Source organism: Azospirillum brasilense, from assembly GCF_022023855.1.
GTDB classification, from domain to species: domain Bacteria; phylum Pseudomonadota; class Alphaproteobacteria; order Azospirillales; family Azospirillaceae; genus Azospirillum; species Azospirillum brasilense_F.
In genome coordinates this window covers 78,448-105,189 of sequence record NZ_CP059453.1, presented here as the reverse complement: position 1 = coordinate 105,189, position 26,742 = coordinate 78,448, and the positions used below count along the sequence as shown (strand labels likewise).

The window sequence follows — 26,742 nt, the reverse complement described above, 5'->3', positions numbered from 1 at the left end:
CTCAGGCCTTCGCTTCCGCGGCCAGGGCAGGGGCGGGCTTCTCGGCGATCGGCCAGTTGACCACCGCAGCGGCCAGCGCCAGGGCCACGCTGGCCCACCACACCACGTCGTAGGAGCCGACGCGCTCATACAGCACGCCGCCCAGCCACACGCCGAGGAAGCCGCCCACCTGATGGCTGAGGAAGGCGAAGCCGTAGAGCATGCCGAGATAGCGCGTGCCGAACATCAGAACGACGAGGCCGGAGGTCGGCGGCACTGTGGACAGCCAGAGCAGGCCCATCGCCGCGGCGTAGAGGATCACCGAAACCGGGGTGACCGGCAGCAGGATGAAGATTGCCGTGCACAGGCCGCGCAGCGTGTAGTTGGCGCAGAGCAGCAGGCGCTTGCTCATCTTGCCGCCCAGCACGCCCGACATGTAGGAGCCGACCACGTTGAACAGCCCGATCAGCGCCATCGCCCAGGAGGCGAGGCCGGGGCTGATCCCGGCGGCGGTCAGATAGGGCGGCAGGTGCGTGGTTATGAAGGCGAGCTGGAAGCCGCAGACGAAGAAGCCGGTGACCAGCAGCACGTAGCTGCGGTGCTTGAAGGCCTGCCGGATCGTCGCGGCGAAGCCGATGTCGGCCCCGGTGACGGCCTGCGCGCTCTTCGACCCGCCCGCCCCGGCGAAGGAGGAGGCGAGCACCGGGATCATCAGCATCGACGCGCCGAACAGGATCAGCGCCGTCTGCCAGCCATAGGCGGCGATGAAGGCCTGGCCGGTGGGGGCGAACAGGAACTGGCCCATCGAACCGGCGGCGGTGGCCACGCCCATCGACCAGCTCCGCTTCTCCGGCGGGACGATGCGGCTGAAGCCGGCGATGACGATGCCGAAGGACGCCCCGGCCAGACCCAGCCCGATCAGCAGGCCGGAGCTGAGATGCAGCATCAGCGGCGTGTCGGCGTAGGGCATCAGCGCCAGCCCCAGCGCGTAGAGAACGCCACTGATCCCCAGCACCAGCGCCGGGCCGTAGCGGTCGCACAGCGCCCCGGCGAAGGGGGTGCCGATGCCCCAGACCAGATTCTGGATGGCGATCGACAGGGCGAAGACGTCGCGGCCCCAGCCGTGCGCCTCCGATAGGGGTGCGGTGAACAGGCCCATGCTGGACCGCGGGCCGAACGCCAGCATGGCGATCAGGCAGCCGCAGGCGATGACGAATCCCGGCGTCCGCCAGGAGCGGGGCGAAGGCGCCCCGCCCGCCCGGTTGCTGGTGTCCAAGTTATCCTCCCTCGGCGCGGGCTGTGGCCGGTGCGGCAACGCTGGCCCGCGTCTCATCAGGGTCACACGATAAGCGTGCGCCGGGCGTGCATCAAATTCACAATGGGAAAGAAGGTTATTCGGCTGCGGAATGGCAGGGCAGGGACAGGGGCGACTCTGCCGCCGGGGGCAGCAGGTCCAGCAGGCTGTCCTCCAGCACGTCGAAGACGGGGCCGATGCGCCCGGTGAAGCGGCCGCGCAGCAGCCACACCGCGACGGTCAGCGCGAAGTCGGGGGTCTCCAGCGGCCGCACCTGGGCGGCGTGCAGGGTCGGGGCGATCAGCCGCAGCGGGGCCAACCCGAATCCGACGCCGCGGGCGACCAGCGACAGCAGAAGCGACTGGTCGAATCCCTCCACCGTGACGTTCAGCGCCGGGCCGTGCTGCGCCATCGCCCGGCCCATGGCGGTCCGGTACTGGCAGCCGTCGGGCTGAAGCACCCAGCCCACGGCGTTCATCGCCGGCAGCGTCCAGTCCCGCTGCCCGGCCAGCTCGGCCGACGCGACGACCCGCACGGGCTCGCGCGAGATGCAGACGGCGTCCAGGTCGTCCGGTGGCGTCTGGGCGTCGTGGGTCAGCACCAGCGCGCCGTCCAGAGTGCCGTTGCGGACCTGCTCGACCAGCGGCGTGCTCCAGTCCGAATGCAGGCGGACGGTCAGGCCGGGGAAGGCGGCGCGCAGCCGGTCCAGCGGATGGTGCGCGGCGATGGCGGTCAGCACATGGGCCACCCCCAGCCGCAGCAACCCCTGGGGCTGGGCGGCCCCGGCGAAGGCGTCCGACAGCTCGTCCGTCGCCGTCAGCACCCGGTGCGCGTGGGCCAGCGCCATCTCGCCGTCGCGGGTCAGGGCCAGCGGCTTGGTCTGACGGTCGAACAGGGACACGCCAAGCTCCGCCTCCAGCCGCTGGATCAGGCGCGAGACGGCGGACTGGGTCAGCCCCAGACGGTGCGCGGCCTCCTGCACGGACTGGGCTTCGGCCACGGCGACGAAGGTACGGATCTCGTTGAGCTTCATGGCGGCGTCCGGAGCGGCGGTTCGTTCGGCCTCTTGGCCACTGGTATCCGACTGTCCGCCTGGGTTAGCGTCGGGTCAAGCGCAACGAGGGAGTTTCCATGTCCGCCTCGCCCGAGTCCACCACGCCCCCCGCCGACCGTTCCGGCCGTGAATACCCCGACCGTCCCTGGGTGGGGGTGGGCGCCGTGGTGTGGCGCGGCGACCGGGTCCTGCTGATCCGCCGGGGCCGCCCGCCGCGGATGGGGCAGTGGAGCCTGCCCGGCGGCGCCCAGTCGGTGGGCGAGACGGTGTTCGAGACGGCGGTCCGCGAGGTGTTGGAGGAAACCGGTCTGCACGTCGTGCCGACGGAGGTGGTCACGGTGGTGGACGCCATGACGCTCGACGACGCTGGGGCCGTCCAGTACCACTACACCATCGTCGAGGTGGCGGCGGAGAGCCCGGAGGGCGAGGCGGTCTGCGCCGACGACGCGCTGGAAGCGCGCTGGGCCACCGTCGACGAGGCCGCGGAACTGACCGAATGGGACGAGACGGAGCGGGTCATCCGCCTGTCGGCGTCGCGGCGAGCCGTCGGATGAAGTCCGGAACCTGCTCCGTGTCCAGGGGCTTGGCCAGCAGATAGCCCTGGATGCGGTCGCAGCGGTAGGCGCGCAGGTACAGAAGCTCGTCCTTGGTCTCCACCCCCTCGGCGATCGCCTGCATCCCCAGAGCGTGGGCGAGGTCGATGATGGCGCGCACGATGGCGGCGGCGTCGCGGTCCTGCACCATCGCCTGGGTGAAGTGCTTGTCGATCTTCAGCGCCTCGACCGGCACGCGGCGCAGCAGGGACAACGAGGAATAGCCCGTCCCGAAATCGTCCAGCACCAGCCGTACCCCGGCGCCGCGCAGCTGGGTCAGCACCTCGCGCGAGGACTCGCTGTGCTCGAACAGGGCGGTTTCGGTCAGCTCCAGTTTCAGATTGGCGGCGGGCAGGCCGGTTTCGGCGAGGATGCCCAGAACGGTGCGGGCGAAGCCGGGGTCCTGCAACTGCCGCGCCGACAGGTTCACCGCCACCGGCACGTCGGCGATGCCGTCCTGCATCCAGCCCGCGGCGGTCTCGCAGGCGCGGCGCACCGTCCATTCGCCGAGGATGTGGATGGCGTCGCTGGTCTCCGCCATTGGGATGAAGACGTCGGGCGGGATTACCGTGCCGTCGTCGAGGCGCCAGCGCGACAGCGCCTCGAACCCGGTCAGCCGCCCGCTCTGGGCGTCGGCCTGCGGCTGGAAGGCGAGGCGCAGTTCGCCGTGCCGGATGGCGTCGCGCACGCGGTCGGAGAAGGTGCCGGCGCCTGGCGCGATGGTCGCGTTCTGGTTCACCGCCATATCCCCTCCGGTCCAGCCCTCGGTTGTCGCCCATAGGGGCTTAACAGTCGACGCGAGGCTTGTTAACCATATCTCAGGGGTATTTAAGCGGTTTTTCCAGTTTTACGAAAGGGTTAACGGATTTCTCAACGGTGATAAGATTGGGAGGCGTTAACCCTTCTCCCCAGAAGAGGAGAAGGGTTGCGCAGTCGTCCAATCAAACGTTGAAGCGGAAATGGAAGATATCGCCGTCGTTGACGACGTACTCCTTGCCTTCCTGGCGCATCTTGCCGTTGTCCTTGGCGCCCTGCTCGCCGCCCAGCGTGACGTAGCTGTCGAAGTCGATCGTCTCGGCCCGGATGAAGCCGCGCTCGAAATCGGTGTGGATGACGCCCGCCGCTTCCGGGGCCTTGGCGCCGCGGCGCACGGTCCAGGCGCGGGCTTCCTTCGGGCCGACGGTGAAGAAGGTGATGAGGTCGAGAAGCTGGAAGCCGGCGCGGATCAGCTTGTTGAGGCCGGTTTCCTCAAGGCCGAGGGATTCCAGGAACTCCTGCTTCTCCGCGGCGTCGGAGAGCTGGGCGACCTCCGCCTCGATGGCGGCGGAGATGACGACCATGCCGGCGTTCTCGGCCTTGGCCTTCTCGGCGACCTTGGCGGTCAGGCTGTTGCCGGTGGCCGCTGAGGCCTCCTCGACGTTGCAGACGTAGAGGACGGGCTTGGCGGTCAGCAGCATGAACTGCTTGAAGACCGGCTTCTCCTCCTCGCTGACCTCGACGACGCGGGCCGGCTTGCCGTCCTGGAGGACCTTCAGCGCGCGCTCCATCAGATCGGCCTTGATCTTGGAGTCCTTGTCGCCGCCCTTGGCCTTCTTCTGGAGGCTGGTGAGCTGGCGCTCCAGGCTCTCCATGTCGGCGAGCATCAGCTCCGTCTCGACCACCTCGGCGTCGCGCAGGGGATCGACGTTGCCTTCCACATGGGTGACGTCGTCGTCTTCGAAGCAGCGCAGGACGTGGACGATGGCGTCCACCTCGCGGATGTTGGCGAGGAACTGGTTGCCCAGCCCTTCACCCTTCGAGGCGCCGCGGATCAGGCCGGCGATGTCGACGAATTCGAGCTGGGTTGGGATGATCTTCTGCGACTTGGCGATGGCCGCCAGCTTGTCCAGCCGCGGGTCGGGCACGCCGACGCGGCCGACGTTCGGCTCCTTGGTGCAGAAGGGGAAGTTCGCCGCCTCGGCCGCCTGGGTGGCGGTCAGCGCGTTGAACAGGGTCGACTTGCCGACGTTCGGCAGGCCGACGATGCCGCAATTGAAGCCCATGGGGGTGCTCGCCGTCGGAAATCTCGGGAATTGGGGCGCTTTATCCTACGTGGAGCCGCAAAGCGCAAACGGGAAGTGGGGGTGGGCAGGGTTGAGCGCTGCTTCCGGCGCGCCGGATTCACCGCGGGCGGAACAGGAAGGGCACGGAGAAGACGCGGTCTTCCGCCGCCAGGCCGGGCGGCGGGAGGGGGAAGGGGGACGCCTTGCGCACCGCGGCCAGGGCTGCCCGGTCCAACGCCTCGTCGCCGCTCGACGTCAGGATGGAGGCGTCGAGCACCTCGCCCGCCGTGCCGAGGGTCAGCTTGACGGTGGCCTGCCCGCCGCCGACCACCTTTTCCGGCTTGTGCCGTCCGATCCAGGCCCAGACCCGCGCCCCGTAATCCACCATTGCGCCCCGGCTCGCCGAGACCGCCTCGACCGCCGCCGCCGCGTCGCGCCCCGTACCGGTTCCGGCGATCGGAGACGGGGAGGGCGGCGCGGTTGGGGCCGCCTGCGGTTTCGGCGCCGCCTTGACGGGCGGCTTCGATGCCGGCTTCGGCAGCGGCTTGGGTGGCGGGGGAGGGGGCGGTTCCGGTGTGGGTTCGGGGATCGGCTCCACCACCGGGGGCACCGGTTCCGGCGCCACCTCCGGTTCGGGTTCCGTGTCCGGTTCCGGCACGGGGTCCTGCTGCGGTTCGCTTTCGGGTTCGGCGGCCGCTGCCGGCGGCGGGCCGCTGTCCGCCTCGGAGGCCACCAGCATCACCTCGATCACTGGGGTGATGGCTTCGTTCAGGCTGACGGCGCCGGTCTCTTCCGTGACCGTGCCGGGGGCCGCTCCGGCGGCGGACAGGAGGACGGCCAGGACGCCGGCGTGCAGTGTCCCGGACAGGGCGAGCGCCCCCAGCGGCCGGCGGGCCGGCTGGGGGCGTTCATGCAGGCGGATCGCGCGCAAGGCGGGGGCCTCGTCAGCCGGCCTCCATCAGAAGGCTATGGTCAGGCCGAGGTTGAAGGAACGCCCCATGCCGGCCAGCGCGCCGATCGGCTGGCGGTTGCCGCTGGCGCGGAAATCGCCGTAATCGACGCCGCCCAGCGGCAGGTCATACTGGGCGTCGAACAGGTTCTCGATCCCGACGTCGGCGCGCAGGTTGCCCCAGACGTAGCTGGTGCGCAGGTTGACCAGGGCGTAGCTGGAGGTTTCCGGCTCGTTCCGCCCGGAATCGATCAGGAACTTGTGCCCGACCATCTGGAACTCCAGGACGCTGCTCCAGTCGCCCAGCCGGTGGCCGAGGTCGATCGTCCCGTTCAGCGGCATGATGTGATAGAGGGCGCGCCCGGTGTCGAGGTTGCGGCCGCGGACGTAGCTGACCACGGCGCCCACCGTGAACTCGCCCAGCCGCTCGTCCTGGTGGACGATGCTGCGGCCTTCGGCGTTGATGCCGTACAGCTCGGCGGTGTGGTTGGCGAAGCGCAGCTGGACGAAGCCGTTCGACAGGGTGCCGATGCGGTCGGCGTCGATGAAGTTCTCGACGTGCGAATAATAGGGCGTGACCTTGACCGACCAGCGCTTGGCCTCGGCGCCCTGCCAAGCGGCGGTGGCGCCGACCGTGTAGGCGGTTTCCGGCTTCAGGTCCGGGTTGCCGACATAGCCGTTGGCGTCGCCGTACCAGCCGATCATGGTGGAGGACATGCCCCCGGTGCCCCAGGCGAACCGTTCGTACAGGTTGGGCGAGCGGGTCTTGCGGGCGAAGCCCAGCTCGTAGCGTTCTGACGCGGACGGCGCGAAACGGAGCAGTACCGTGGCGTCGACGTTCACGTCCGTCTTGGAGCGGTCACCCCGGTTGAAGGCCGTGGCTGCCGCGGCGTCCGGGTTCGCCATGCCCATACCCATCATGCCCATGCTGATCGGGTTGGCCCAGGAATAGGGCTGGACCGGCCCGTTCTCCATCCACACCACGTCGTTGCGCACGCCGAGCAGCGAGGTCCAGGCCGGGGTCCAGCGCTTCTCCCACTCGGCAAAGGTGCCCAGCCGGTCGCGCCGCGCGTCGTTCAGGTTCACGAAGGTCAGCGGCGACATCATCGCCGCCCCGGCGACCGGCGGCCACCAGTCGTCGATGCGGTAGCGGACCAGCTCGTTGCCGACGCGCAGCGTGTCCTGCGCCGACAGCGGCACCTCCGCCGAGACGGCGTAGCCCATCTCGTGCGAGTCCGTGTTCATCGGCATGCCGCCGCGGTCGGCGCCGCCCTTGTCGTGCAGGAAGTTCATGGCGTGGGCGGTGCGCTGCCAGAAGGCCCGGACGTCCAGCGTGCCCCAGTCGAATTCACCTTTGTAATGGCCGTTCAGGGTGGTGCCGCGGTTCAGCGTCATGTCCATGCGCTGGTTCGCGAAGCCGGAATAGGGCGAATACTGGTAGCCGCCGGACAGGGTGATCTCGTGCCCGTCCTTGCGCGCGCTGGCCGACAGCGCGTGGTTCTGCACGTTGTAGAGGGTGGAGCGGACCTTGTCCCCGTTGCCGTCCTCGTAGTCGTCCGCCCGGCTCCAGGCGCCGGTGTAGCGCAGGCTGAACCGCTCGGTCGCCGCGGTGGCGTTGCCGGACAGGGTGGTGCCGTTGCCGTTCGACCGGTAGACGGTGGACAGGCTGCCCTCGCCGTGGATCGGCTCGCCGGGTTGGGCGTAGACGGGGGGCTTGCTGGTCACCGAGACCGTGCCGGCGATGCTGTCGCCGCCCTTGCTGACCGGGGTGACGCCGGCGATGGCCTCGATCGCGCCGATGACGGCAGGGTCGGCGTAGGAGAGCGGCGCGTTCATGTGGTTGGCGCAGGCGGCGGTCATCGGCATGCCGTCGACCTGGACGCGCACGCGGTCGTCGGCCAGACCGTTCAGCGCCGGCAGGCTGGAGAAGCCGCCCGCGCTGTAGAGCGACACGCCCGGCAGGCTGCGCAGCATCGCCGCGGCGTCCGCGCTGGCGATGTGGCGGCTGGCGATCTCGGCAGCGTCGAGCGTGCCGGCGTCGAGCGGTTGCGACAGACCTCTGTACGGCGCCATCGCGGCGGGTGCCGTCTCCGTCTCGACCGGGACGGCGGGCAGGGCCTGCGGGGTCTGCGCCTGGGCCGGCACTGCGCTCAGCCCGGCGAGGACCGCCGTCAGAAGGGTGGTGGAGGCGAGCAGGCGGTTGGACAAGCGGGGGGCGTTCGCCGCGGAGGCGGCGGTGGACAGGCGAATCATCGGGCGCTCGTTCTCGAATCGGACGAGTGGAGATCGGCGCAGCCTTGCCGTCCCGCCCGGTCATCGATCCGCGCGACAATCGGCGCAAGGGATCGGGACCGGCGGGTCGCGGTGCGAAGGCTGGCGTGAGGGATGAGGTGGGCATGGCCGGAAGGGCCGCGCCGCCGGGCTCAACAGCCGGGCGCGGCGATCACAGGGCGCGTGCCGAGGGTGGTCAGACGAGGGCCGGGGGCGCTCGGGCCTTCAGCCGCGACAGGAACCAGCCGGCGGCGATGTGCTGGCCGGGCAGCCCGATGGAGCTGTGGGCGACGACGGAGACCGGCAGCACCAGGGTCAGAAGCGGCGGCGGCGCGGTGAGGCCGGCAACCAGCCCGCAGACCGGGCAGTCCTCGCCCATGGACAGCGTGGGCTTGCCGTCCGGAAGCAGGGACTCAGGAGGAGGGCCGTCGGGGAGAGTGATGGAGGCCATGCCCTGCGGCGTGCAGATCATGACCGTTTCGCCGGTCGCGGCGTTGACCATCGGAACCAGGAAGGCCCAGCCGAGAAGCTGCAGAAGCAAAGCCACCCCGCCCGCCATCACGGCGGCGCGGCCCAGCCTGCGTCCGATGCTTCCAGACAAAGCCGCCATGTTCCGGGCGAACCCCTTATCCGAGTAAGGGGATAGGCTAATCGGGCTAAGCCGAAGGAACAAGGGACTATTGGTCGCACCCTCGCGTCGGCACGCAACCTCAGGAGGGCAGAGTCACGAAGGCAGAACCTCGCCCAGCGCTCCGGCCAGATCCGCGGGCAGCACCGGCTTGTGCAGCAGGCGGCAGCCGAGCGACATGGCCTCGCGCAACCGCTCCGGGGCGGTGTCGCCGGTGATGATGATGCCCGGCACCGGCCAGCGCTGGCGCACCAGCTCGACCACCGAGCGTCCGGAGTCGCCGCCCGGCAGACGGTAGTCGGTCAGCACCACATGGGGGCGCCGCAGGCCGGGCAGCGCCGCGGCCAGCTCCCCCGCCGAGGACACGGCGACCACGCGCAGGCCCCAGCGTTTCAGCATCATGGTCATGCTGCGGCGAACCTGCTCGTCGTCCTCCACCAGCAGCACCGTGCGCCCTTTCAGCCGCGGTTCCCGGTTGGCGACCGGAACCACCTCGGCGTTGGCCTCCGGCTTGCGGGCGTAGGGCACCGTCACCGAAAAGACCGAACCCGAGCCGACCCGCGAGCGCAGGGCCACCTCCGTCCCCAGCAGGCGGGCGAGGCGCGACACGATGGACAGGCCTAGCCCGAAGCCCTGGGTGGCGTTGCGCTCCGGGTTGTTGAGCTGGCGGAACTCCTCGAAGATGGCCTCGCGGGCGTCCTCGGGAATGCCCGGCCCGTTGTCCCACACCTGGAACTCCACCCCGTCCGCCCGGCGGCGGCAGCCCACCAGCACGCGCCCCTTGGCGCCCGTTTCCTTGGAGTGGCCGTGCGCGATGGCGTTGGACAGCAGGTTGCGCAGCAGCCGTTCCAGCAGATGGGGATCGGTGGACACCGCCAAGCGGCTGGGCCGGCAGCGCAGTTCGATGGACGACGCCTCCGCCACGCCACGGAACTCCTCGGCCAGGCGGGTCATCAGCGCCGCGGGCGAGAAGTCGGTTACCGACACCTCGATGACACCGGCCTCCAGCCGCGACAGGTCGAGCAGCCCGCTCAGCATGCCGTTCAGGCTGTCGATGGACGCCTTCAGCCGGGTGAGCGATTCCTGGGCGATCGGGTCGGCGCCGACCGACCCGAGCAGGACATGGGCGTAGAGAGCCGCCGCCTGGATCGGCTGGCGCAGGTCGTGGCTGGCCGCGGCGAGGAACTTGGTCTTGGCCCGGTTCGCCGCCTCCGCCGTTTCCTTCGCTTGCTTGAGCTGCTCCTGCGTCCGCTTCCGCTCGGTCACGTCGCGGAAGATCACGGCGATGCGGCGCTGTTCGGGGGCGCCGACCTTGAAGACGTAGAAGCTGATCCATTTGTCGAGCGGTGCGGCGTAAAGCTCCGTCCGCGTCGGTTCCCCGTCCCTCGCCGCGCGGCCGAACACCTCGTACCAGTAATCCTCGAAGGCCGGGCTGATCTCGCGCAGCCGCCGCCCAACGTAATCCTCCCCGGCCATGCGCCGCGCCGCAGGATTCATCTCCAGATAGAGGACATCCACCGGCCGGTCGCCGTCGAACAGGACGTCGGCGAGCAGGAACCCCTCGTCCATCGCCTCGAACAGGGTGCGGAACCGCCGCTCGCTCTCGGTGAGCTGGGCCGTGCGCTCCTCGACCCGCTGCTCCAGATCGGCGTTGGCCTCCTCCAACTCCTCGGTGAGGACCTGAAGCTCCTCGTAGGAGGTCTGGAGTTCTTCCGACAAATGGTTTTCGTCCCGGCGGAGCGTGTTCAAGCGCTGGTCGGAATCCGCCAGGGCGTCGAGCAGTTCCGCCCGGCGCGTTTCCGACGCGGTGAGGCGTTCGCGCAACGCGGCGATCTCATGCCGCTGCGCGGTCATCTCCTCTTCGAGCTGAATCCGGTCGACCGCGAGAAGGCGGGCTTCCTCCTGCGCGTCCTCCGCCGTCACCAGGGCCTGTTCCAGGCTCCGGTCCAGCTCTGCGACGCGCTGGAGCAACACTTCACGCTCGGACTCGCGAGTCTCGTTCCCCGCACGGATGGATGCCGATCTTCCCAAGCCCTCCCCCCTCGCTGGGAACGAATGATTGCACAGACCGCACAACACTGCGCGCGTGGAAAAGTTATAGGACCAAAGCCGGAATTTCCTGGTCAACGCGCTGTTGTCACAACGCATGCTAAAACTGTTGTTCCCTAATCATGGATAAGAGGGACATCCTGGCCATCGGGGCCTCTGCCGGCGGTATCACCGCCTTGCGGAGGCTGTTCGCGGCGATGCCGCGCGACGTGACGGCCACGGTCTTCGTCGTTCAGCACATCGGCGCCACCCACAGCGTGCTGCCGGTTCTGCTGTCGCGCGCCGGCTGGCTTCCCGCCTTCCATCCCGAGGATGGGGAGCCGGTGCGGGAGGGCTGGATCCACGTCGCCCCGCCCGATCACCATCTGCTTGTCAAGGACGGTTGCGCGCTGGTGCGCCGCGGTGCACGGGAGAACCGTTGCCGCCCGGCCATCGACCCGCTGTTCCGGTCGGTGGCGGTCGCCTATGGGGTGCGGGCGGTTGGGCTGATCCTGACCGGCACGCTGGACGACGGGACCGCCGGGCTGCGCGCCGTGAAGCGCTGCGGCGGGCTGGCGATGGTCCAGGACCCGGACGACGCCGAATGGCCCGACATGCCGCGCAACGCCATGCGGCATGTCTCCGTGGACGCCTGCGCCCCGCTGTCCGACCTGCCGGTGCTGCTGGCCCGACGGCTGACCGAAGCGTCCGGCCCCCCGGTGCCGGTTCCCGACGACATCGCGATGGAGGCGCGCATCCCGGAGAACGAGTTCGACGCGGTGCCGGAACTCACCGCCGCCGTCGGCAAGCCAAGCACGCTGAGCTGCCCCGATTGCGGCGGCAATCTGGTGGAGATCGAGGACGGGCCGGTGCTGCGCTTCCGCTGCAAGGTCGGCCACGCCTATGGTCCCGCGGCGCTGGCCGAGTCCCATCGGGAGTCGATCGAGCAGGCCATCTGGGTCGCCCTGCGCACCCATCAGGACCGCGCCATCATGTTCCGGCGCTTGGCCGAACGGGCCCGCGAACATGGACACCCCACCGTCGAGGCCAACTGGACCCGGTCGGCGCAGGAGGCCGAGCGGACCGTGGCGATGCTGAAGGAGGTGCTGTCGAAACAAGGGCAGGAATTGGCGGGCAGCTTGGCCGACGAAGGAGAGGACTGATGGGACGAACTCCAGCCGGTGCCGAACGGGCAAAGGCTGGGACCCCATGACGGATGGCCCCCTGATCGTGATCGGCGCATCGGCGGGCGGGCTGGAGGCGCTGGAAGCCCTGGTCCGGGACCTGCCGCCCGGCCTGCCAGCGGCGGTGTGCGTCGTCCTGCACATCGGCGATCGGCCGAGCACGGCACCGTCGATCCTCGACCGGGCCGGGTCGCTTCCGGCCAGCCACGCCACCGATCGGGAGCCGCTCCGCCCTGGCCGCATCCATGTGGCGCCGCCGGGGTGCCATCTGGTGGTTGAACCGCCCCGGTGCCTTCGCCTGTTGCGCGGGCCGCGCGAGCACAGCACCCGGCCCGCCGTCGATCCGCTGTTCCGGTCCGCCGCGCGGGCTTGCGGACCGGCGGTCATCGGCGTGGTGCTGTCGGGGGCGTTGAACGACGGCACGGCGGGCCTTGCCGAGATCAAGCGGAGGGGCGGCGTTGCCGTGGTGCAGGACCCCGCGGATGCGCGGCATCCCGGCATGCCGCGCAGCGCGCTCGACCACGTCGCGGTCGATCACTGCGTGCCAGCGGCGGCCATGGGTGCGCTGCTCGCCCGGCTGGCCGTGGAACGCGTTCCGGCTGCAACGCGGCCTGTGGCATCCAAGGTGGCATCCATGGAGGCGCCTATGGAAGGCATGTACAAACTGGAAACGCCGTCCGCCCTGACCTGCCCGGATTGCGGAGGGGCGCTCCGGGAAACCAAGGTGGACACGCTGCCCTATTTCACCTGCCACATCGGCCATCGCTACGGTGCCGACAGCATGGAGGAGGCGCAGCTCCACATGGTTGAGCAGGCGTTCGAAGTGGCGTTGCGGGCTTTGAACGAACGCGCCGACCTGTGCCGGCGCCTTGCCGAGACGGCGCAGGGCATGGGGCAGGCGCTGTCCGCCAAGCGGTGGGACGAGGCCGGGCGCGAAGCGCGCGAGCGCGCGGAGGTGCTGATCCGCTTCCTGGGCGAGGAATGGATTCGCCCCTCCATCCACCTCGGAAGCGGCGGCGCGCCCGACCGGTTCTGACCGCTCCTTACTCCACCTCCGCCTTTTCGCCGCCGTCCGCGCCGAGATGCTGGCGTTCGGTGGTGTCGTGCACGATGGCGACGAGGATCGGCGGCTGTTCCCCGCCGAAATGCTGAAGGCAGACCTCGACCGGGTAGGGGCCGCGGTGGCTGCCCTCCATCACCGTTTCGAAGACCACCTCCTGCTTATTGCCCGAAAGAAGAGGCGCCACGAGCGCCCGGAACCGTTCCGCCGACACCTCGGGCATCAGGTCGTGGACGGCCAGTTGCTTCAGATGCTCCAGCTTGTACCCCAGCTTGGTCTCGGCGCCGCGGTTCACCAGCAGGAAATGGAAGCTGGACGGGTCCAGGAAATAGACCTCGTTCAGGGATTCGCCGATGATTCGCCCAAGATAGCCGGCAAAGGCTTCGGTCCGGGTCTGTTCGGTCACGTCCTCGATGATCAGGACGACGCCGCGGGCCTCCCGCGCCTCGTACAGCAGCGGGGAGAGCCGGATCCGGCAGGTCACCGCGCGGCCGCGCCGGTCCACGGCGTTGAGCATGACGGGCGGCTGTGGCGCCTCGCTGTGCAGGACCCTTTCCAGGTCGAGGCGGAGCCGGTGCACCGGCAAGCCAATGTCGAGGTCGGGGAAATGTTCGCCCTGCACCTCCTCGGCGCGCAGTCCCCACATGTTCTCGCCCCAGCGGTTCCAGGAGCGCACGCGCAAATCCTGGTCCAGAACGATGATGCCCACGTCCATGCTGCGCAGGATCGATTCCGAGTAGCGGCGGAATTCCCCGGACTCCTCGCCCTGGCGGCGCAGCTCCTCGTTGGCGACCTCCAACTCCTCGTTCGCGGAGCGTAGCTCCTCGTTCATGGTCTCCAGCTCCTCGTTGGTGGACTGGAGTTCCTCGTTGGTGGTTTCCAACTCCTCGTTGGTGGACTGGAGCTCCTCGTTGGTCGTCTCCAGCTCCTCGTTGGAGCTTTGCAGCTCCTCGATCGTCGTCTCCAGGCTCTCCTGCGCCGCCTCCAGCTCCTGCTGCACCTGGAAATGCCGGCTGGTGTCGGTGAAGCCGAGCAGCGTGGCGAAGGGCTTGCCGTCACGCCCGTAGAGCAGGGAGATTTCGATGCTCAGGCGCATCGGCTCGCCCGGCGGGCGGGCGAATTCCTGATGCTCGATGCGCACCACGCGCCCGGTCTTCTGCACCTCCTCGATGCGCGAGCGCAGCTCCGCCGGGCGATAGGAGATCGACAGGTCCTGGAACGGACGGCCGATGTCGATCTCTCCCACATCGAGAAGGCGCCGGGCCGTGGCGTTGGCGAAGACGAGAATGCCGTCGCCGTTGACCGACAGATAGGCGGTGGCGCTGCTGTCCACGATGCCTTCCATCAGCCGGGTCTGAAAGCTCTGCCGGTGGTTGTTGTGCTCCGGCGCGATGGTCAGGCTGCCGCCCAGGCTGCGCCGCCATTCCTGCGGCACCTTGCGGAAGATGCGGCTCTTCAGGTTCACCGGCTCGAACATCTTCGAGCGGGCGAGCTGGGTCTCCGCCTTGCCGAGGAACAGGACGCCGTCGTTGGTCAGCGCGTAGTGCAGACGCGGCAGGACGATGTTCTGGGTCTCGCTTTCCAGATAGATCAGCAGGTTGCGGCAGACCAGCAGGTCGATGCGCGAGATCGGGGCGTCGGTCACCAGATTGTGGCGCCCGAAGATCACGCATTTGCGCAGCTCGCGCTGGAAGACATAGTGGTTGTTGGTGCGTTCGAAATACCGTTCCAGCAACGGCGACGGCACGCTTTCCACGTCGCGCGGGGAATAGATGGCGTGCCGCGCGGTGTTCAGCGCCGCATCGTCCAGATCGGTGGCGTAGATCTTCACCCGGTTGATGAAGGCCTCCTTGCCCAGCGCCTCCGCGAACAGCATGGCGAGGGAATACGGCTCCTCCCCCGACGCGCAGCCGGCGCTCCAGATGCGGATGGGGTCGCGGTCGGAACGCTGCGCCAGGATCTGCGGGACCACGTCCTTCCGCAGCACGTCCCACGACTCGGTGTCGCGGAAGAAGGAGGTCACGTTGATCAGCACGGTGTTCAGAAGATGGATGAATTCCTGCGGGTCGGCTTCCAGAAGGCCATGGTAGGTGGCGAAATCCTCGCAGCTGGCCTCCTCCATCCGGCGGCGGATGCGCCGTTGCAGGCTGGTGCGCTTGTAGCCGCGGAAATCGAGGCCGCGGCTTTCCTGGATGTAACGGATCAGCGCCTCGAATTCGGGTTCGGCGGGGTCCTTGGCGCTGGAATCCGGGCCGGACATCTCAGTGTGCCTCGTCCCAGTTGCCGCCGATGCCGGCCTCCGCCACCAGCGGCACGCCGAGCGTGGCGGCACCCTCCATGACCTGCCGCACCAGGGCGGCGGCGCGTTCGGCCTGATCCTCCGGCGCCTCGAACAGCAGTTCGTCGTGCACCTGAAGCAGCATGCGGACCTCGTCGAAGCCGGCCTCCTTCAGGGCGCCGGGCACGCGCGCCATGGCGCGCTTCATGATGTCGGCGGCGGTGCCCTGGATCGGCGCGTTGATCGCCTGCCGTTCCGCGAAGGCGCGGCGGGCGGCGTTCTTGTCGTGGATGCCGGGGATATAACAGCGCCGCCCGAACAGAGTCACCACATGGCCGTTCTGGCGGGCGAAGGCCTTGGTCGCCTCCATCCACACCTTCAGCTCGTGGAAGCGCTCGAAATAGGCCTTGATGAAGGCGTTGGCCTCGCCCGGCGCGATGCCGAGCTGGCGGCCCAGCCCGAAGCCGGAAATGCCGTAGATGATGCCGAAGTTGATCGCCTTGGCCTTGCGCCGGATCTCCGAGGTCATCTGGTCCAGCGGCACGCCGAAGACTTGGCTGGCGGTGGCCGCGTGAATGTCGATGCCGTCCTGGAAGGCCTGTTTCAGCGCGGCGATGTCGGCCATCTCGGCGACCAGCCGCAGCTCGATCTGCGAATAGTCGACAGAGATCAGCTTGTGGCCCGGTGCCGCCACGAAGGCGCGGCGGATCTTGCGGCCCTCCTCGGTGCGGACCGGGATGTTCTGCAGGTTCGGGTCGGTCGAGGACAGGCGGCCGGTGTTGGTCGCCGCCATGGCGAAGGCGGTGTGCACCCGCTCCGACCCCTCGACGATCTGGGCCTGGAGCGCGTCGGTGTAGGTGTTCTTCAGCTTGGCGAGCTGGCGCCAGTCGAGCACGCGCTGGGCGATGACGTGGCCCTGCTCCGCCAGCTCCTCCAGCACGCTGGAATCGGTGGAGTAGGCGCCGGTCTTGCCCTTCTTGCCGGTGCCGAGCTTCATCTCGTCGAACAGGATCTCGCCGAGCTGCTTGGGCGAGCCGATGTTGAAGCTGCGCCCGGCGTGCCCGTGCACCTCCTTCTCGATCTCCGCCATGCGGACGGCGAGGTCCTGGGACAGGCGGGCGAGTGCTGCCCGGTCCACGCGGATGCCGCAGGATTCCATGTCGGCGATCACCGGGACCAGCGGGCGTTCCAGCGTCTCGTAGACGGTGACCATCCGCTCATCGACCAGCCGCGGCTTCAGCACCCTCCACAGGCGCAGCGTGATGTCGGCGTCCTCCGCGGCGTAGGCAAGCGCCTTGTCGAGCGGCACGCGGTCGAAGGTGATCTGGTTCTTCCCGGTGCCGCAGACCTCCTTGTAGGGGATGGTCGTGTGGCCGAGGTGCAGCTCCGCCAGCTCGTCCATGCCGTGGCCGTGGGCGCCGCCCTCCAGCACGTAGGAGATCAGCATGCTGTCGTCGACGGGCGACACGCGCACGCCGTGGCGGGCGAACAGCTGGTGGTCGAACTTGAAATTGTGCCCGATCTTCAGGATGGCCGGGTCCTCCAGAACCTCCTTCAGGGCCTTCAGCGCGTCCTCCGCCGGGATCTGCTTCGGCGCTTCCGGCGTCTCGAAGGACAGCTCCCCGCTGGCCGCGGCGTTGGGGGCCTGATGGGCCAGGGGGATGTAGCAGGCCAGCCCCGGCTCGGTTGCCAGCGAGATGCCGACCAGAGTCGCCGTGGCGGGGGTCAGCGAGTTGGTCTCGGTGTCCACGGCCAGGATGCCGGTGGTCCGGGCGCGCTCCAGCCAGATGGCCAAGGCGTCGAGGTCCTGCACCAGCTCGTAGCGCTGCTCGACGCCGGTCGGCGGGGCCGGGCGGCTGCGCGGGGTGCCGGCCTCCGTCGCCGGGGCGGGAGAGGGGGTGGCCGTCCTGGCCGGGCCGGCGGGCGGCGTGGCGGAGGGAACCGCGCCGTCGGCGATGGTGCCGTCCTTGCGCATCTCCGCCTCGACGCGGCTGACGATGGTGCGGAAGCCCTGGGCGCGCAGGAAGTCGATCAGCTTCTGGTGGTCGGGCTCGCGGACGCGCAGCTCCTCCAGCGGCTTCGGCGGCGGGGCATGGTCGTCCAGCAGGACGAGGCGGCGGGAGATCCGCGCCTGCTCCGCGAAGTCGATCAGCTTCTGGCGGCGGGCCGGCTGCTTGATCTCGCCGGCGCGGGCCAGCAGCGATTCCAGGTCGCCGTACTCGGTGATGAGCTGGGCGGCGGTCTTCACGCCGATGCCCGGCACGCCCGGCACGTTGTCCACGCTGTCGCCGGCCAGCGCCTGCACGTCCACGACCCGGTCGGGGGCCACGCCGAACTTCTCGAACACCTCGTCGGGGCCGATGGGCTTGTTCTTCAGCGGGTCGAGCATGCGCACGCCGGGGCGGACGAGCTGCATCATGTCCTTGTCGGACGACACGATGGTGACCTCGCGTCCGGCCTCGTTGGCCAGCCGCGCGTAGGTGGCGATCAGGTCGTCGGCCTCGTAGCCCTCCAGCTCCAGGCAGGGCAGGCAGAAGGCCTCCGTCGCCTCGCGGATCAGGGCGAACTGGGGCTTCAGCTCCTCCGGTGGCTCGGGGCGGTGGGCCTTGTACTCGGGATAGAACTCGTTGCGGAAGTTCAGCCGCTTCGAATCGAAGACCACCGCCACGGCGGAGGCCTTCAGGTCGGCCAGCAGCTTCAGCAGCATGTTGGAGAAGCCCAGCACCGCGTTCACCGGCGTGCCGTCCGGACGGTTCAGCATCGGCAGGGCGTGGAAGGCCCGGAAGATGAAGCCCGACCCGTCCACCAGATACAGGCCGCTGCCGTCCCCAACGGGCGCGGGGGCTTCGGTGGCGGTCTGGAGCGTGTCGGTGGTCTTTTCGTCGGACATGATGCGGCCTCTTCCCTTTGGGGCGTTACCATGGCCGAAGGCGGCCCGAGAGTCGAGCGCGCCCGACGCCCCCGAAAAGGCCGGTCGTGAAGGGCCGGGCGGTCAGTCGCCGGTTTGGCGGTTGGGGGCGGCGACAGGCTTGGATTCGGGGGAGCCGCGCTCGCGCAGATAGATGCCGAGCACGACCAGAACCCCCATGGACAGGAACTCGCTCTGCCAGTTCTGGAAGCTCTCGTACCAGAATTCCGGATCGGCGAGGGTTTCGCCCATGGTCCGGATGGGCTGGTGATGCCACGCCGCCTCCTCGTTCGAGCGCTGCGTGCTGCCCGCCAGATGCAGGACGAAGGACATCACGAACAGCGTTACCAGCGCGACGCTGAGCGAGTGGGAGTAGAGCCGCAGCAGCAGGCCGCCCCGGTGCACCGGCTAGGGCGCGACGGGAACGCCGCGCCGCCGCTCGGGCGCCTCGTCCTCCGGGTTGGCCTCCCCCGGCTTCTTGGATTCCGAGGAGCCTTTCTGGACCAGGATGGCGGTCAGCAGCACATAGACCGACATCTGGAGGAACTCGCTCTCCCAGTTCTCGAAGGTCGCCGACAGGAAATGGCCGGTGGTCAGGTAGTCGAGGAAGCCGACGGGCGGCTGGGCGTGCAGGCGAAGCTCCTCCGCCAGGGCCCGCCACCCGGCCAGCACCTGCCCAATGATCGAGACGAGGAACAGCCAGAACAAGGCGACCGACAGCCCGTTGTCCCGCAGGAAGCGACGCATGTGCTGCACCTTGATTCTGATGCCATGCCCTGGTCCCTCAACGCTTGGACAAGCAAGAGGTTTCCCCGCCGCTCCCATGGCTCACCAGGAACCTTGAAAGGCGGGGTCCTGTTGATTGGAGGCTCCACACAACAACCTTCGGTCCATTTCCCATGAACCACTCTGTCGCCGGAGCCATCGCCGGGCTGGCCGGCACCGTCGCCATGACGGCGGCCATGCGCGCGATGTTACGCGCCTTGCCGGAGAAGGACCGTTACCCCTTGCCGCCGCGCCTGATCACGGACCGCGTCGTCGGCCCGACCGGCGTGATGGACGCGATGGACGAGCCGGAGCGCCGCGACCTGACGCTTGCCCTGCATTACGGCTACGGCGCCGCCGCCGGGGCGCTGTATCCGGTGGTCGCGCGTCGGATCGGCGGACCGGCGGTGGCGACGGGAATCGGCTACGGCCTCGCGGTCTGGGGCGCCAGCTATCTCGGCTGGATTCCGGCGATGCGCATCCTGACCCCCGCGACCCGCCATCCGCCCGCCCGCAACAGCCTGATGCTGGCCGCCCATGTGGTGTGGGGAGGGGTAACGGGGATCACTGCCGCGTATTTGATGGGAGGGGGCAACCAGAGCCGAGCCGGTGCGGAGCCGATGGCGGGCGCTCGCGAGCATGCCCCTGCTGTCCGGGAGCTGGCATAGCGCTCCCAAAGCGATACGGAGATGAAAACGGGGATATGAATAAAAAAGGCCTAGCCCGCATTGCGGCTAAGCCTTTGAAATCGCTGGCGGACCCGAATGGATTCGAACCATCGGCCTCTGCCTTCGGAGGGCAGCGCTCTATCCAGCTGAGCTACGGGTCCATCATCAGCGGAGGCGCACCATAGCGAAAAGCCTCGGCCAGTGCAAACACTCCTTTCGACATTTTTTCATACCCCACCGGGGCCGCCCATCCGTGCTTATTTTGCGGCCAGGAGGCTGCGGTTGCGGTCGGCGCCGCTCGCCAGGGGCTGCTTGGGGTTCTCGATCCAGGCGGCGATGTCGTTGACCACCACCTGACCCTTCAGGTCGCGCAGCAGCATGTGCCAGCCGTCGGGATAGACCGCCACCACATGCCGCCCACCGGATTCGAACTCCTCGACCGCGCGGTTGACGGGGGTTTTCGGCAGCACCTCCTCGTGGGCTCCGTAGAGCACCAGGGAGGGCACCGACAAATGCCCGCAGGCGGCCAGGGCCGTGCCCATCAGGTCGGTCAGCCCCTCCAGCGCATCGACGCGGGAGCCCTTGATGACCAGCGGGTCGCGGCCCAGCGCCCGCAGCATCTCGATGTTGTCCGACGCCTGGATCTTCAGGTCCTTCGGCGGGTGCACCACCATCCCCGGAACCGTGTTGTAGCTGAGCCAGAGCAGCGCCCTTGGGAAGAAGCCCATCGCGTCGCGGCCCCAGACGGCGGGGGCGACCAGGATCGTGCCGTTCACATTGGGTGGATTCGGGCCGGTCATCGCGGTCAGAACCACGGCACCGCCCATGCTCTCGCCCATCAGATAGACCGGCAGGCCGGGGTGGCGGGCGTGGATCTGCGAGACGGCCGCCTTCAGGTCGGCCACCAGCGTGTCGGTGCCCGGCCAGATACCGATGTTCCGCGTGGCGCCGAAACCGCGCTGGTCGTAGGCATAGACGGCGATTCCCCGCGCGGCGAGGCTGCGCCCGGCTCCGTCGAAGGCGTTGGAGTAGTCGTTGTAGCCGTGCAGGGCCAGCACCACCGCGCGCGGCGCCCCGTCCTCGGGCAGCCAGCGGCGCAGCGGCAGTTCGAAGCCGTCGGCGGCGATCAGAGCGCTGCCGGTCAGGGACGGCTGGGTCACGGGAAGGCCCATCGGCTGATAGGCCGCGGTGCAGCCGGACAGCAGAAGGGCGATCCCGACGATCAGTTTCGCCATCCGGCCGGCCGCCCTACGCCGCATCGTGCGCGATCTCCTTGCGGGCGTGCGCGCCGCTGGTCAGCTGCAGGAAGATGTCCTCCAGATCCGATTCCTCGGTGCTCAGATCGACCACCCCCAGCCCGGCGCTTGCCAGGGCGGCGAGAATGCCGTCCACCCGCTGGCGGCTCGGCTGGTAGCGGACGATCAGGCGCCGCGGCTCGGCCAGTTCGGCGGTGAAGGCGGACAGTTCCGCCGGCACAGCGTCCAGGTCGCGGTCCACCAGAACGGTCAGCGCCTTGGCGTCCACCCGGCGGAGCAGCGAAGCGGTCGGCTCGCAGGCCACCACCGTGCCGTGGTTGATGATGGCGATGGAGTCGCACAGTTCCTGCGCCTCCTCCAGGTAATGGGTGGTCAGCAGCACCGTCGAGCCCTCGCGGTTCAGCTTGCGCACATGCTCCCACAACTGGATGCGCAGTTCCACGTCCACGCCGGCGGTCGGCTCGTCCAGCACCAGGACGGGCGGGGTGTGGACCATCGCCTTCGCCACCATCAGCCGCCGCTTCATGCCGCCCGACAGCGACCGGGCGTAGGCGTCGGCCTTGTCGCGCAGCCCCACGGCTTCCAGCAGTTCCTCGGTCCGCCGCTCGGCCTTGGGCACGCCGTAAAGGCCGGCCTGGAGCTCCAGCATTTCCCGAGGGGTGAAAAAAGGGTCCATGTTCAATTCCTGGGGGACCACGCCGATCGACGCCCGCGCCTGGCGCGGATGGGCGTCGATGTCGGTTCCCCAGATCGACACCGTGCCGCCGGTCTTGTTGACCAGCCCGGCCATGATGTTGATGAGCGTCGACTTGCCCGCCCCGTTCGGCCCCAGCAGCCCGAACACCGCCCCGCGGGGAATCGCCAGGTCGATGCCCTTAAGAGCTTGTTTCGGGCCGGCCTTGCCGGCGGCCCGATAGGTCTTGGTGAGGCCGCGCACCTCCACGGCGTAGGCGGGGACGGCGTGGGCGGGCAGGGCGGCGGCGTTGAGCGGGGCGTGCGCAACCATGGAGTCGAAGGGGCCTTTCCGGTCGTGCCTCCGAGTCCGAACCCCCGGGGGCGATCACTGTCCAATCACTTGATCCGTCCGGCGCGTTGGGTATGATCCGACCCCGCGCGCGTGCCTCATTCGGTGGGCATCTTAACGATGGCGTTAACGCGCGCGTGTGTCAAAGCGGAGGATGTCTGCCATGCAGCCAGTTGAAACGATTGAAGTCGAGACCCTGACCGTCGGGTGTGACGGCGGCGGTGGCGCGCTCGGCCACCCGCTGGTCTATCTGACGCTGAGCGCCGAGGGGAAGGTCGAATGCCCCTATTGCTCGCGTCACTTCGTCCTGAAGGAAGGCGCCAAGACGGGCACGCACGGGCACTGAGCCCGGCGGCGCCTCTTACAGGGCGGAAATCCCGCACGCAGCAAGGGCCGGAGCGATCCGGCCCTTTTTGTTTGTCGGCGGACCGAACCGGTGATTCAGGGCGATTCTGTGGCTATTCCGTCACCCGGCGCTGTGGCGATGCAACGTCCGGGCGGGATGGGTCATATGCCTCTTTTATTGCAATTGTGAAAAATATAAAACGAACCGCCTTGACGCGCGTCGCGATCCGCCTTCTACTTTTTTGCGGCGCAAAAGAGGCGTCCATCGCAATTGCCCGCTCAGGTCCTTCGCATGCTTTTTCCTGAGGCCAACGCTCTCGCGCCAGATGAGGCCCGGTCCATGAGCCAAGAGACGGAAGAGCAATACAGAAGTATTTTCGAGAACGCGGTCGAAGGTATTTACCAGACCACGGTGGACGGGCGTTATCTGCGGGTCAATCCGGCGCTGTCGCGGATCTACGGCTACCGGTCGCCGGCCGACCTGATCGACAACCTGACGGACATCGCCGGCCAGCTCTACGTCGATCCCGGCAAGCGCGAGGCCTTCGCCCGCCTGATGGCCGAGCGCGACGTGGTGCAGAGCTTCGAGGCGCGGGTCTTCCGCAACGACGGTTCGATCATCTGGATTTCGGAGAACGCGCGCTGCGTGCGCGATCCGCAGGGCCGCATCCGCTATTACGAAGGCACCGTCCAGGACATCACCGAGCGCAAGCAGCACGAGGAGAAGATCCGGCTGCTCGCCACCGTCTTCGACAGCGTGGCCGACGGCATCCTGATCGTGGACCCCGATCTGTCGGTGCAGGCGGTCAACCCGGCCTACGAGGTGATGACCGACTTCCAGCGGGAGGCGCTTCTCAACCGCCCGCTGGTGATCTTCGCCCCCGGTTCGCACGAGCGCGCCTTCATCGACGACATCTGGCGCACCGCGCGCACGGAGGGGCGCTGGCAGGGCGAGGTGACCAGCTTCCGCCATTCCGGCGACGCCTTCGCGGCCTCGCTGTCGGTCACGGCGGTGCGTGCGCCGGGCGGGGCGCTGGAGCATTACGTGCTGACGCTCGCCGACATCAGCCAGCGCAAGTACCAGGAACACCAGATCCGCTATCAGGCCAGCTTCGACCGGCTGACCGACCTGCCCAACCGCTGGCTGGTCTGCGAGCGGCTGGAGGAGGCCATCGTGCGCGCCCAGCGCATGCGCACCAAGGTCGCCGTGGCCTTCCTCGACCTCAACCGCTTCAAGCAGGTGAACGACACGCTGGGCCACCACGCCGGTGACGACCTGCTGAAGCTGGTGGCCAAGCGGCTGCGCAACTGCACCCGCGTGTCCGACACGGTGGGCCGGCTGGGCGGCGACGAGTTCCTGATCGTGGCGCCCGACGCGGTGGACCGCGCCGCCGGCGCCCGGCTGGTCGAGAAGGTGCTCTATTCGATGGGCGAGCCCTTCGCCGTCCACAATCAGGAACTGTTCTGCGGCGCCTCGATCGGCGTCGCCTTCTTTCCCGACGACGGCGAGACGGCGGACCAGCTCCTGCGCAACGCCGACCTCGCCATGTACCACGCCAAGCGCAACCCGGAATGCAAGTTCGTCTTCTATGAGGCGGGCATGCGGGAGCGCACCGGCTTCACGCTGGGGCTGGAAAGCGACCTGCGCCGCGCCGCCGCGACCGGCGAGGAGTTCGAGCTGCATTTCCAGCCCAAGGTGGACATGCCGCAGCGCGGCTTCCACCGGGTGATCGGGGCGGAGGCGCTGATCCGCTGGCACCACCCGGTGCGCGGCCTCGTCAGCCCGGCGGAGTTCATCCCGCTGGCCGAGGAGACCGGCCTGATCTGGGAAATCGGCGCCTGGACCCTGAGGGAGGCCTGCGGCCGGCTGGCCGGCTGGCTGGCCGCCGGGCTGGACATCGCGTCGGTGTCGGTCAACCTGTCGCCACGCCAGTTCCAGGACGCGCGTCTGGTGAACTTCGTGCGCGACGTGGTGGAGCGCAGCGGCGTTCCGCCGGAGCGGCTGGAACTGGAGCTGACCGAGGGCGCCATGATCGGCGACATCGAGAAGGCGGTGACCATCCTGCACGGGCTGAAGGGGATCGGCATCCGCCTGTCCATCGACGATTTCGGGACCGGCTATTCCTCCCTGGCCTATCTGAAGCGGTTCCCGATCAACACGCTGAAGATCGACCGCAGCTTCGTCCGCGACATCGTGCAGTCCTCCACCGACCCGGCCATCGTCAACACCATCGTGAACCTCGCCGACAGCCTGGGCTTCGACACCATCGCCGAAGGGGTGGAGACGGAGGAGCAGGCGGACATGCTGCGCCGCCAGCGCTGCACGCGCATCCAGGGCTTCCTGATCAGCCGCCCGCTGGACGTGGACGCTTTCCAGCGCTTCCTGGTGGAGAACGCCGGGTAGGGCGGCTTCCCGGCGGCTTCCCGTTGGCGGCCCGGCGGGATGGGCCGGCGGGAAGCCGCGCCCCGTCAGTTGCCGAGCTTGTTGGTGTCGAGCACGATCATCGCCACCCCGATCTTCTCCTTGCTGGCCGGATCGAGCACGGGAACACTGACCTCGGTCAGCATGGCGTTCGTCCCGGCGTCCTTCTCCGGGTCGGTCATGTAGAGGTCGGAGCCGCCGCTGTAGACCTTCTGCCACTTCGGCTCGTCGCCCTGCCAATAGTCGGAGGTGCCGCCGGTCTGGGCCACGTTCAGGCCGCGGTTGTCCATCAGCAGGATTTCCACGATCCGGCCGTTGCTCTTGTCCGTCACCTCCTTCAGACGCTTGGTCACGGCGTTCGCGGCGATCTTGTCGTAGGTGGGGTTGGCGGACTTGGCCTTGGCCGCCGCCTTCCAGTCGTTGTCCATGGCGTCGATCTTGGCCTGGTCGAGGCCCTTGTTCTGAGCGTTCTGGGCCTTGACGGCGTCGACGACCGCCGGGTCGGCGAGCCAGGTCTGGGTCTGCGGGCTCACCGTCTTGCGGACGTTGGCTTCCAGGGCGGGATCGGCGGCGTAGGCCGGCAGGGTGCCGAGCACCGTCAGGACCGCCGCGGTGGACAGGAGCAGGGAAAAGCGTTTGGACATCGATTCCTCCCATGATTGATCCGCCCACGGGCTGCCTTCGTGGCCTGTGCTCCGTGGGCGCAGAACCATAGGTCCCGCTTCATCCCGCCCGTCAGAGGAATGCGCGAATTATTCCGTGAGACGGAAAATCAGCAAGCCTAACTACTATTGTTCTTGAACGGGTGGCGCTTGGTCGGGGGCAAGGTTCAGCGCTCTCCCTCCGTCTCCGCCGTCTGCCGCGGGCGGCTCTGCGCGTAGTGCAGGGATAGGGCGCGGATCTGCTCCTCCGTCAGGTTGCGGACAGCGGCGCCCATGATCCTGGACAGCGGCGTGTCGCCGTGCGCGTCCTTCTGCCAGAGGCGGAGCTGGTCGGCGATGTAGCTCGCGTGCTGGCCGTCGAGGCGGGGGTAGCGCGGGTCGCGGTCCTCGCCATGGCAGCCGGAACAGGCCGGAACCCCGGTGGCGCGGTCGCCGGACTCGGCCAGCCGGGCGCCCAGTTCCAGAAGGGCCGGATCGGCGTCGGCGGGCGGGGGCGGGTAGGGGGCCGCCGTCTGCCCCGCATAATGGTCGGCCAGGATGCGCAGGATCGAATCGTCCAACCCGGCGGCCACCGGCTGCATGATGCCGCTGTGCCGCCCGCCCTCGGCGTAGGCCTTCAGCGCGTGGAAGAGATAGTCGGCGTTCTGGCCGGACAGGCGGGGGAAGGCGGCGGTGCTGTCCCCGGGGCCGCCCCCGGCACCGTCATAGCCGTGGCAGCGGGCGCAATTGTCCAGCACCTCGCGGGCGGAGCCGTCCAGCATCGCCAAGTCACTCAGGGCCGAGCGGTCGCCGTCCGGCGGCGTTTCCCCGAAGGCGAGGCGGCGGTATTCCTCGGCGCTCATGCCGTCGAGCCGGCGCAGGAAGGCGGCCACCGCCCAGGGCTCGTCGTCGCGCGCCTGCGCCGGCCAAGCGGGCATGCCGGCGTATTTGATGCCGTTGTAGGTGATCCAATAGAGCTGCTTGTCCGTCCAATCCCCGGCATGACCCGGCAGGAAGGGCGGGGTGGGCAGCATGTGGCGCGAGATCGGGTTGCGCCCGACGTCCGGCGCGCCGTGGCAGGGAGCGCAGCCGTCCTCGTAGTGTCCTGCGCCGCGCCGGATCAGCGCCGGGTCGTCCAGGTCGGGCGGATCGCTCACGAAGGCGGCGTGCGTCTCGATGGAGCTGCGCATCGCCATGCTGAAGAACCAGTAGACCGGCGGCCAGTGCTCCTTGCTGGCGGCGACGCTGTAGAGCCCCGACCAGGCGAACAGGAAGCCCCCCACCGCTTGGGCGCCCAGAACCAGCCCGATGATCGTCAGAACTCTGCGCATGGATGGGACGCTCCGGCGGTTG

At 68.8% G+C, this 26,742-nt stretch carries 20 protein-coding genes, 1 tRNA gene and 1 pseudogene; 6 read left to right on the top strand and 16 right to left on the bottom strand.

Annotation, left to right across the window (positions count from 1 at the left end):
- Nucleotide 1 precedes the first annotated feature (1 nt).
- Nucleotides 2–1,255, bottom strand: a complete 1,254-nt coding sequence (locus H1Q64_RS30205; protein ID WP_237908030.1) for an MFS transporter — start codon at nt 1,253–1,255, stop codon at nt 2–4.
- Between the two features lie 115 nt (nt 1,256–1,370).
- Nucleotides 1,371–2,306: a LysR family transcriptional regulator gene (locus H1Q64_RS30200; RefSeq protein WP_237908029.1), complete on the bottom strand. Its 936-nt coding sequence runs from the start codon at nt 2,304–2,306 to the stop codon at nt 1,371–1,373.
- 98 nt (nt 2,307–2,404) lie between these two features.
- Between H1Q64_RS30200 and H1Q64_RS30195 the strand changes: the two genes are divergently transcribed.
- Nucleotides 2,405–2,881: an NUDIX hydrolase gene (locus H1Q64_RS30195; RefSeq protein ID WP_237908028.1), complete on the top strand. Its 477-nt coding sequence runs from the start codon at nt 2,405–2,407 to the stop codon at nt 2,879–2,881.
- Here H1Q64_RS30195 and H1Q64_RS30190 read toward each other — a convergent pair.
- The 6 genes from H1Q64_RS30190 to H1Q64_RS30165 form a co-directional block, all read right to left on the bottom strand.
- On the bottom strand, nt 2,844–3,665 hold the full coding sequence (locus tag H1Q64_RS30190) for a putative bifunctional diguanylate cyclase/phosphodiesterase (protein WP_237908027.1): 822 nt from the start codon (nt 3,663–3,665) through the stop codon (nt 2,844–2,846). The two genes, H1Q64_RS30195 and H1Q64_RS30190, sit on opposite strands and share 38 nt — an antisense overlap.
- Before the next feature lie 196 nt (nt 3,666–3,861).
- A complete protein-coding gene (gene ychF / locus H1Q64_RS30185; RefSeq protein WP_014199815.1) occupies nt 3,862–4,962 on the bottom strand; it encodes a redox-regulated ATPase YchF in 1,101 nt (366 codons plus the stop codon).
- A gap of 118 nt (nt 4,963–5,080) precedes the next feature.
- Nucleotides 5,081–5,893 carry an energy transducer TonB family protein gene (locus tag H1Q64_RS30180; RefSeq protein ID WP_237908026.1) on the bottom strand — a complete coding sequence of 271 codons (813 nt, stop codon included), beginning with the start codon at nt 5,891–5,893 and terminating at the stop codon, nt 5,081–5,083.
- Nucleotides 5,894–5,920: 27 nt separating this feature from the next.
- Nucleotides 5,921–8,164 (bottom strand): TonB-dependent receptor, encoded by a 2,244-nt coding sequence (locus H1Q64_RS30175; RefSeq protein WP_237908025.1) that lies wholly within the window; start codon nt 8,162–8,164, stop codon nt 5,921–5,923.
- A gap of 214 nt (nt 8,165–8,378) precedes the next feature.
- Nucleotides 8,379–8,792: a DUF2946 family protein gene (locus H1Q64_RS30170; RefSeq protein WP_237908024.1), complete on the bottom strand. Its 414-nt coding sequence runs from the start codon at nt 8,790–8,792 to the stop codon at nt 8,379–8,381.
- A gap of 114 nt (nt 8,793–8,906) precedes the next feature.
- Nucleotides 8,907–10,784: a hybrid sensor histidine kinase/response regulator gene (locus H1Q64_RS30165; protein ID WP_237908023.1), complete on the bottom strand. Its 1,878-nt coding sequence runs from the start codon at nt 10,782–10,784 to the stop codon at nt 8,907–8,909.
- 197 nt (nt 10,785–10,981) lie between these two features.
- On the opposite strand from H1Q64_RS30165, the gene H1Q64_RS30160 reads away from it, so the two are divergent.
- Nucleotides 10,982–12,001 (top strand): chemotaxis protein CheB, encoded by a 1,020-nt coding sequence (locus H1Q64_RS30160; RefSeq protein ID WP_237908022.1) that lies wholly within the window; start codon nt 10,982–10,984, stop codon nt 11,999–12,001.
- Nucleotides 12,002–12,047: 46 nt separating this feature from the next.
- Complete coding sequence (locus H1Q64_RS30155; RefSeq protein ID WP_237908021.1) at nt 12,048–13,058, top strand: chemotaxis protein CheB; 1,011 nt, start codon at nt 12,048–12,050, stop codon at nt 13,056–13,058.
- A gap of 7 nt (nt 13,059–13,065) precedes the next feature.
- On the opposite strand, the gene H1Q64_RS30150 is transcribed toward H1Q64_RS30155, so the two are convergent.
- The 3 genes and pseudogenes from H1Q64_RS30150 to H1Q64_RS30140 all read right to left on the bottom strand — a co-directional run bounded on the left by H1Q64_RS30150 (nt 13,066) and on the right by H1Q64_RS30140 (nt 19,015).
- Nucleotides 13,066–15,342 (bottom strand): CheR family methyltransferase, encoded by a 2,277-nt coding sequence (locus H1Q64_RS30150; RefSeq protein WP_237908020.1) that lies wholly within the window; start codon nt 15,340–15,342, stop codon nt 13,066–13,068.
- Nucleotide 15,343: 1 nt separating this feature from the next.
- Nucleotides 15,344–18,250, bottom strand: coding sequence for a DNA polymerase I (gene polA / locus H1Q64_RS30145; RefSeq protein WP_237908019.1), 2,907 nt, complete (start codon nt 18,248–18,250; stop codon nt 15,344–15,346).
- A 102-nt stretch (nt 18,251–18,352) separates the two neighbouring features.
- A pseudogene (locus H1Q64_RS30140) lies at nt 18,353–19,015 on the bottom strand (DUF6766 family protein).
- A gap of 152 nt (nt 19,016–19,167) precedes the next feature.
- Between H1Q64_RS30140 and H1Q64_RS30135 the strand changes: the two are divergent.
- Nucleotides 19,168–19,701, top strand: a complete 534-nt coding sequence (locus H1Q64_RS30135) for a DUF1440 domain-containing protein (RefSeq protein ID WP_237908018.1) — start codon at nt 19,168–19,170, stop codon at nt 19,699–19,701.
- Between the two features lie 84 nt (nt 19,702–19,785).
- Here H1Q64_RS30135 and H1Q64_RS30130 read toward each other — a convergent pair.
- The 3 genes from H1Q64_RS30130 to H1Q64_RS30120 form a co-directional block, all read right to left on the bottom strand.
- Nucleotides 19,786–19,862 (bottom strand) — tRNA-Arg (locus H1Q64_RS30130).
- A 96-nt stretch (nt 19,863–19,958) separates the two neighbouring features.
- The gene (locus tag H1Q64_RS30125) at nt 19,959–20,936 is read right to left on the bottom strand and encodes an alpha/beta hydrolase (protein WP_237908017.1); all 978 of its coding nucleotides are present in this window, start codon (nt 20,934–20,936) and stop codon (nt 19,959–19,961) included.
- Nucleotides 20,937–20,949: 13 nt separating this feature from the next.
- On the bottom strand, nt 20,950–21,963 hold the full coding sequence (locus H1Q64_RS30120; RefSeq protein WP_237908016.1) for an ABC transporter ATP-binding protein: 1,014 nt from the start codon (nt 21,961–21,963) through the stop codon (nt 20,950–20,952).
- A 181-nt stretch (nt 21,964–22,144) separates the two neighbouring features.
- Between H1Q64_RS30120 and H1Q64_RS30115 the strand changes: the two genes are divergently transcribed.
- Entirely contained in the window at nt 22,145–22,327 is a 183-nt protein-coding gene (locus H1Q64_RS30115; protein ID WP_014199832.1) for a zinc-finger domain-containing protein, read from the top strand.
- A 339-nt stretch (nt 22,328–22,666) separates the two neighbouring features.
- Entirely contained in the window at nt 22,667–24,730 is a 2,064-nt protein-coding gene (locus tag H1Q64_RS30110; RefSeq protein ID WP_237908015.1) for a putative bifunctional diguanylate cyclase/phosphodiesterase, read from the top strand.
- Between the two features lie 65 nt (nt 24,731–24,795).
- Here H1Q64_RS30110 and H1Q64_RS30105 read toward each other — a convergent pair whose 3' ends face one another.
- Together H1Q64_RS30105 and H1Q64_RS30100 are read right to left on the bottom strand one after the other, a co-directional pair.
- Nucleotides 24,796–25,392, bottom strand: coding sequence for a PDC sensor domain-containing protein (locus tag H1Q64_RS30105; protein WP_237908014.1), 597 nt, complete (start codon nt 25,390–25,392; stop codon nt 24,796–24,798).
- A gap of 185 nt (nt 25,393–25,577) precedes the next feature.
- Nucleotides 25,578–26,720, bottom strand: a complete 1,143-nt coding sequence (locus H1Q64_RS30100) for a c-type cytochrome (protein WP_237908013.1) — start codon at nt 26,718–26,720, stop codon at nt 25,578–25,580.
- Between the last annotated feature and the right edge of the window lie 22 nt (nt 26,721–26,742).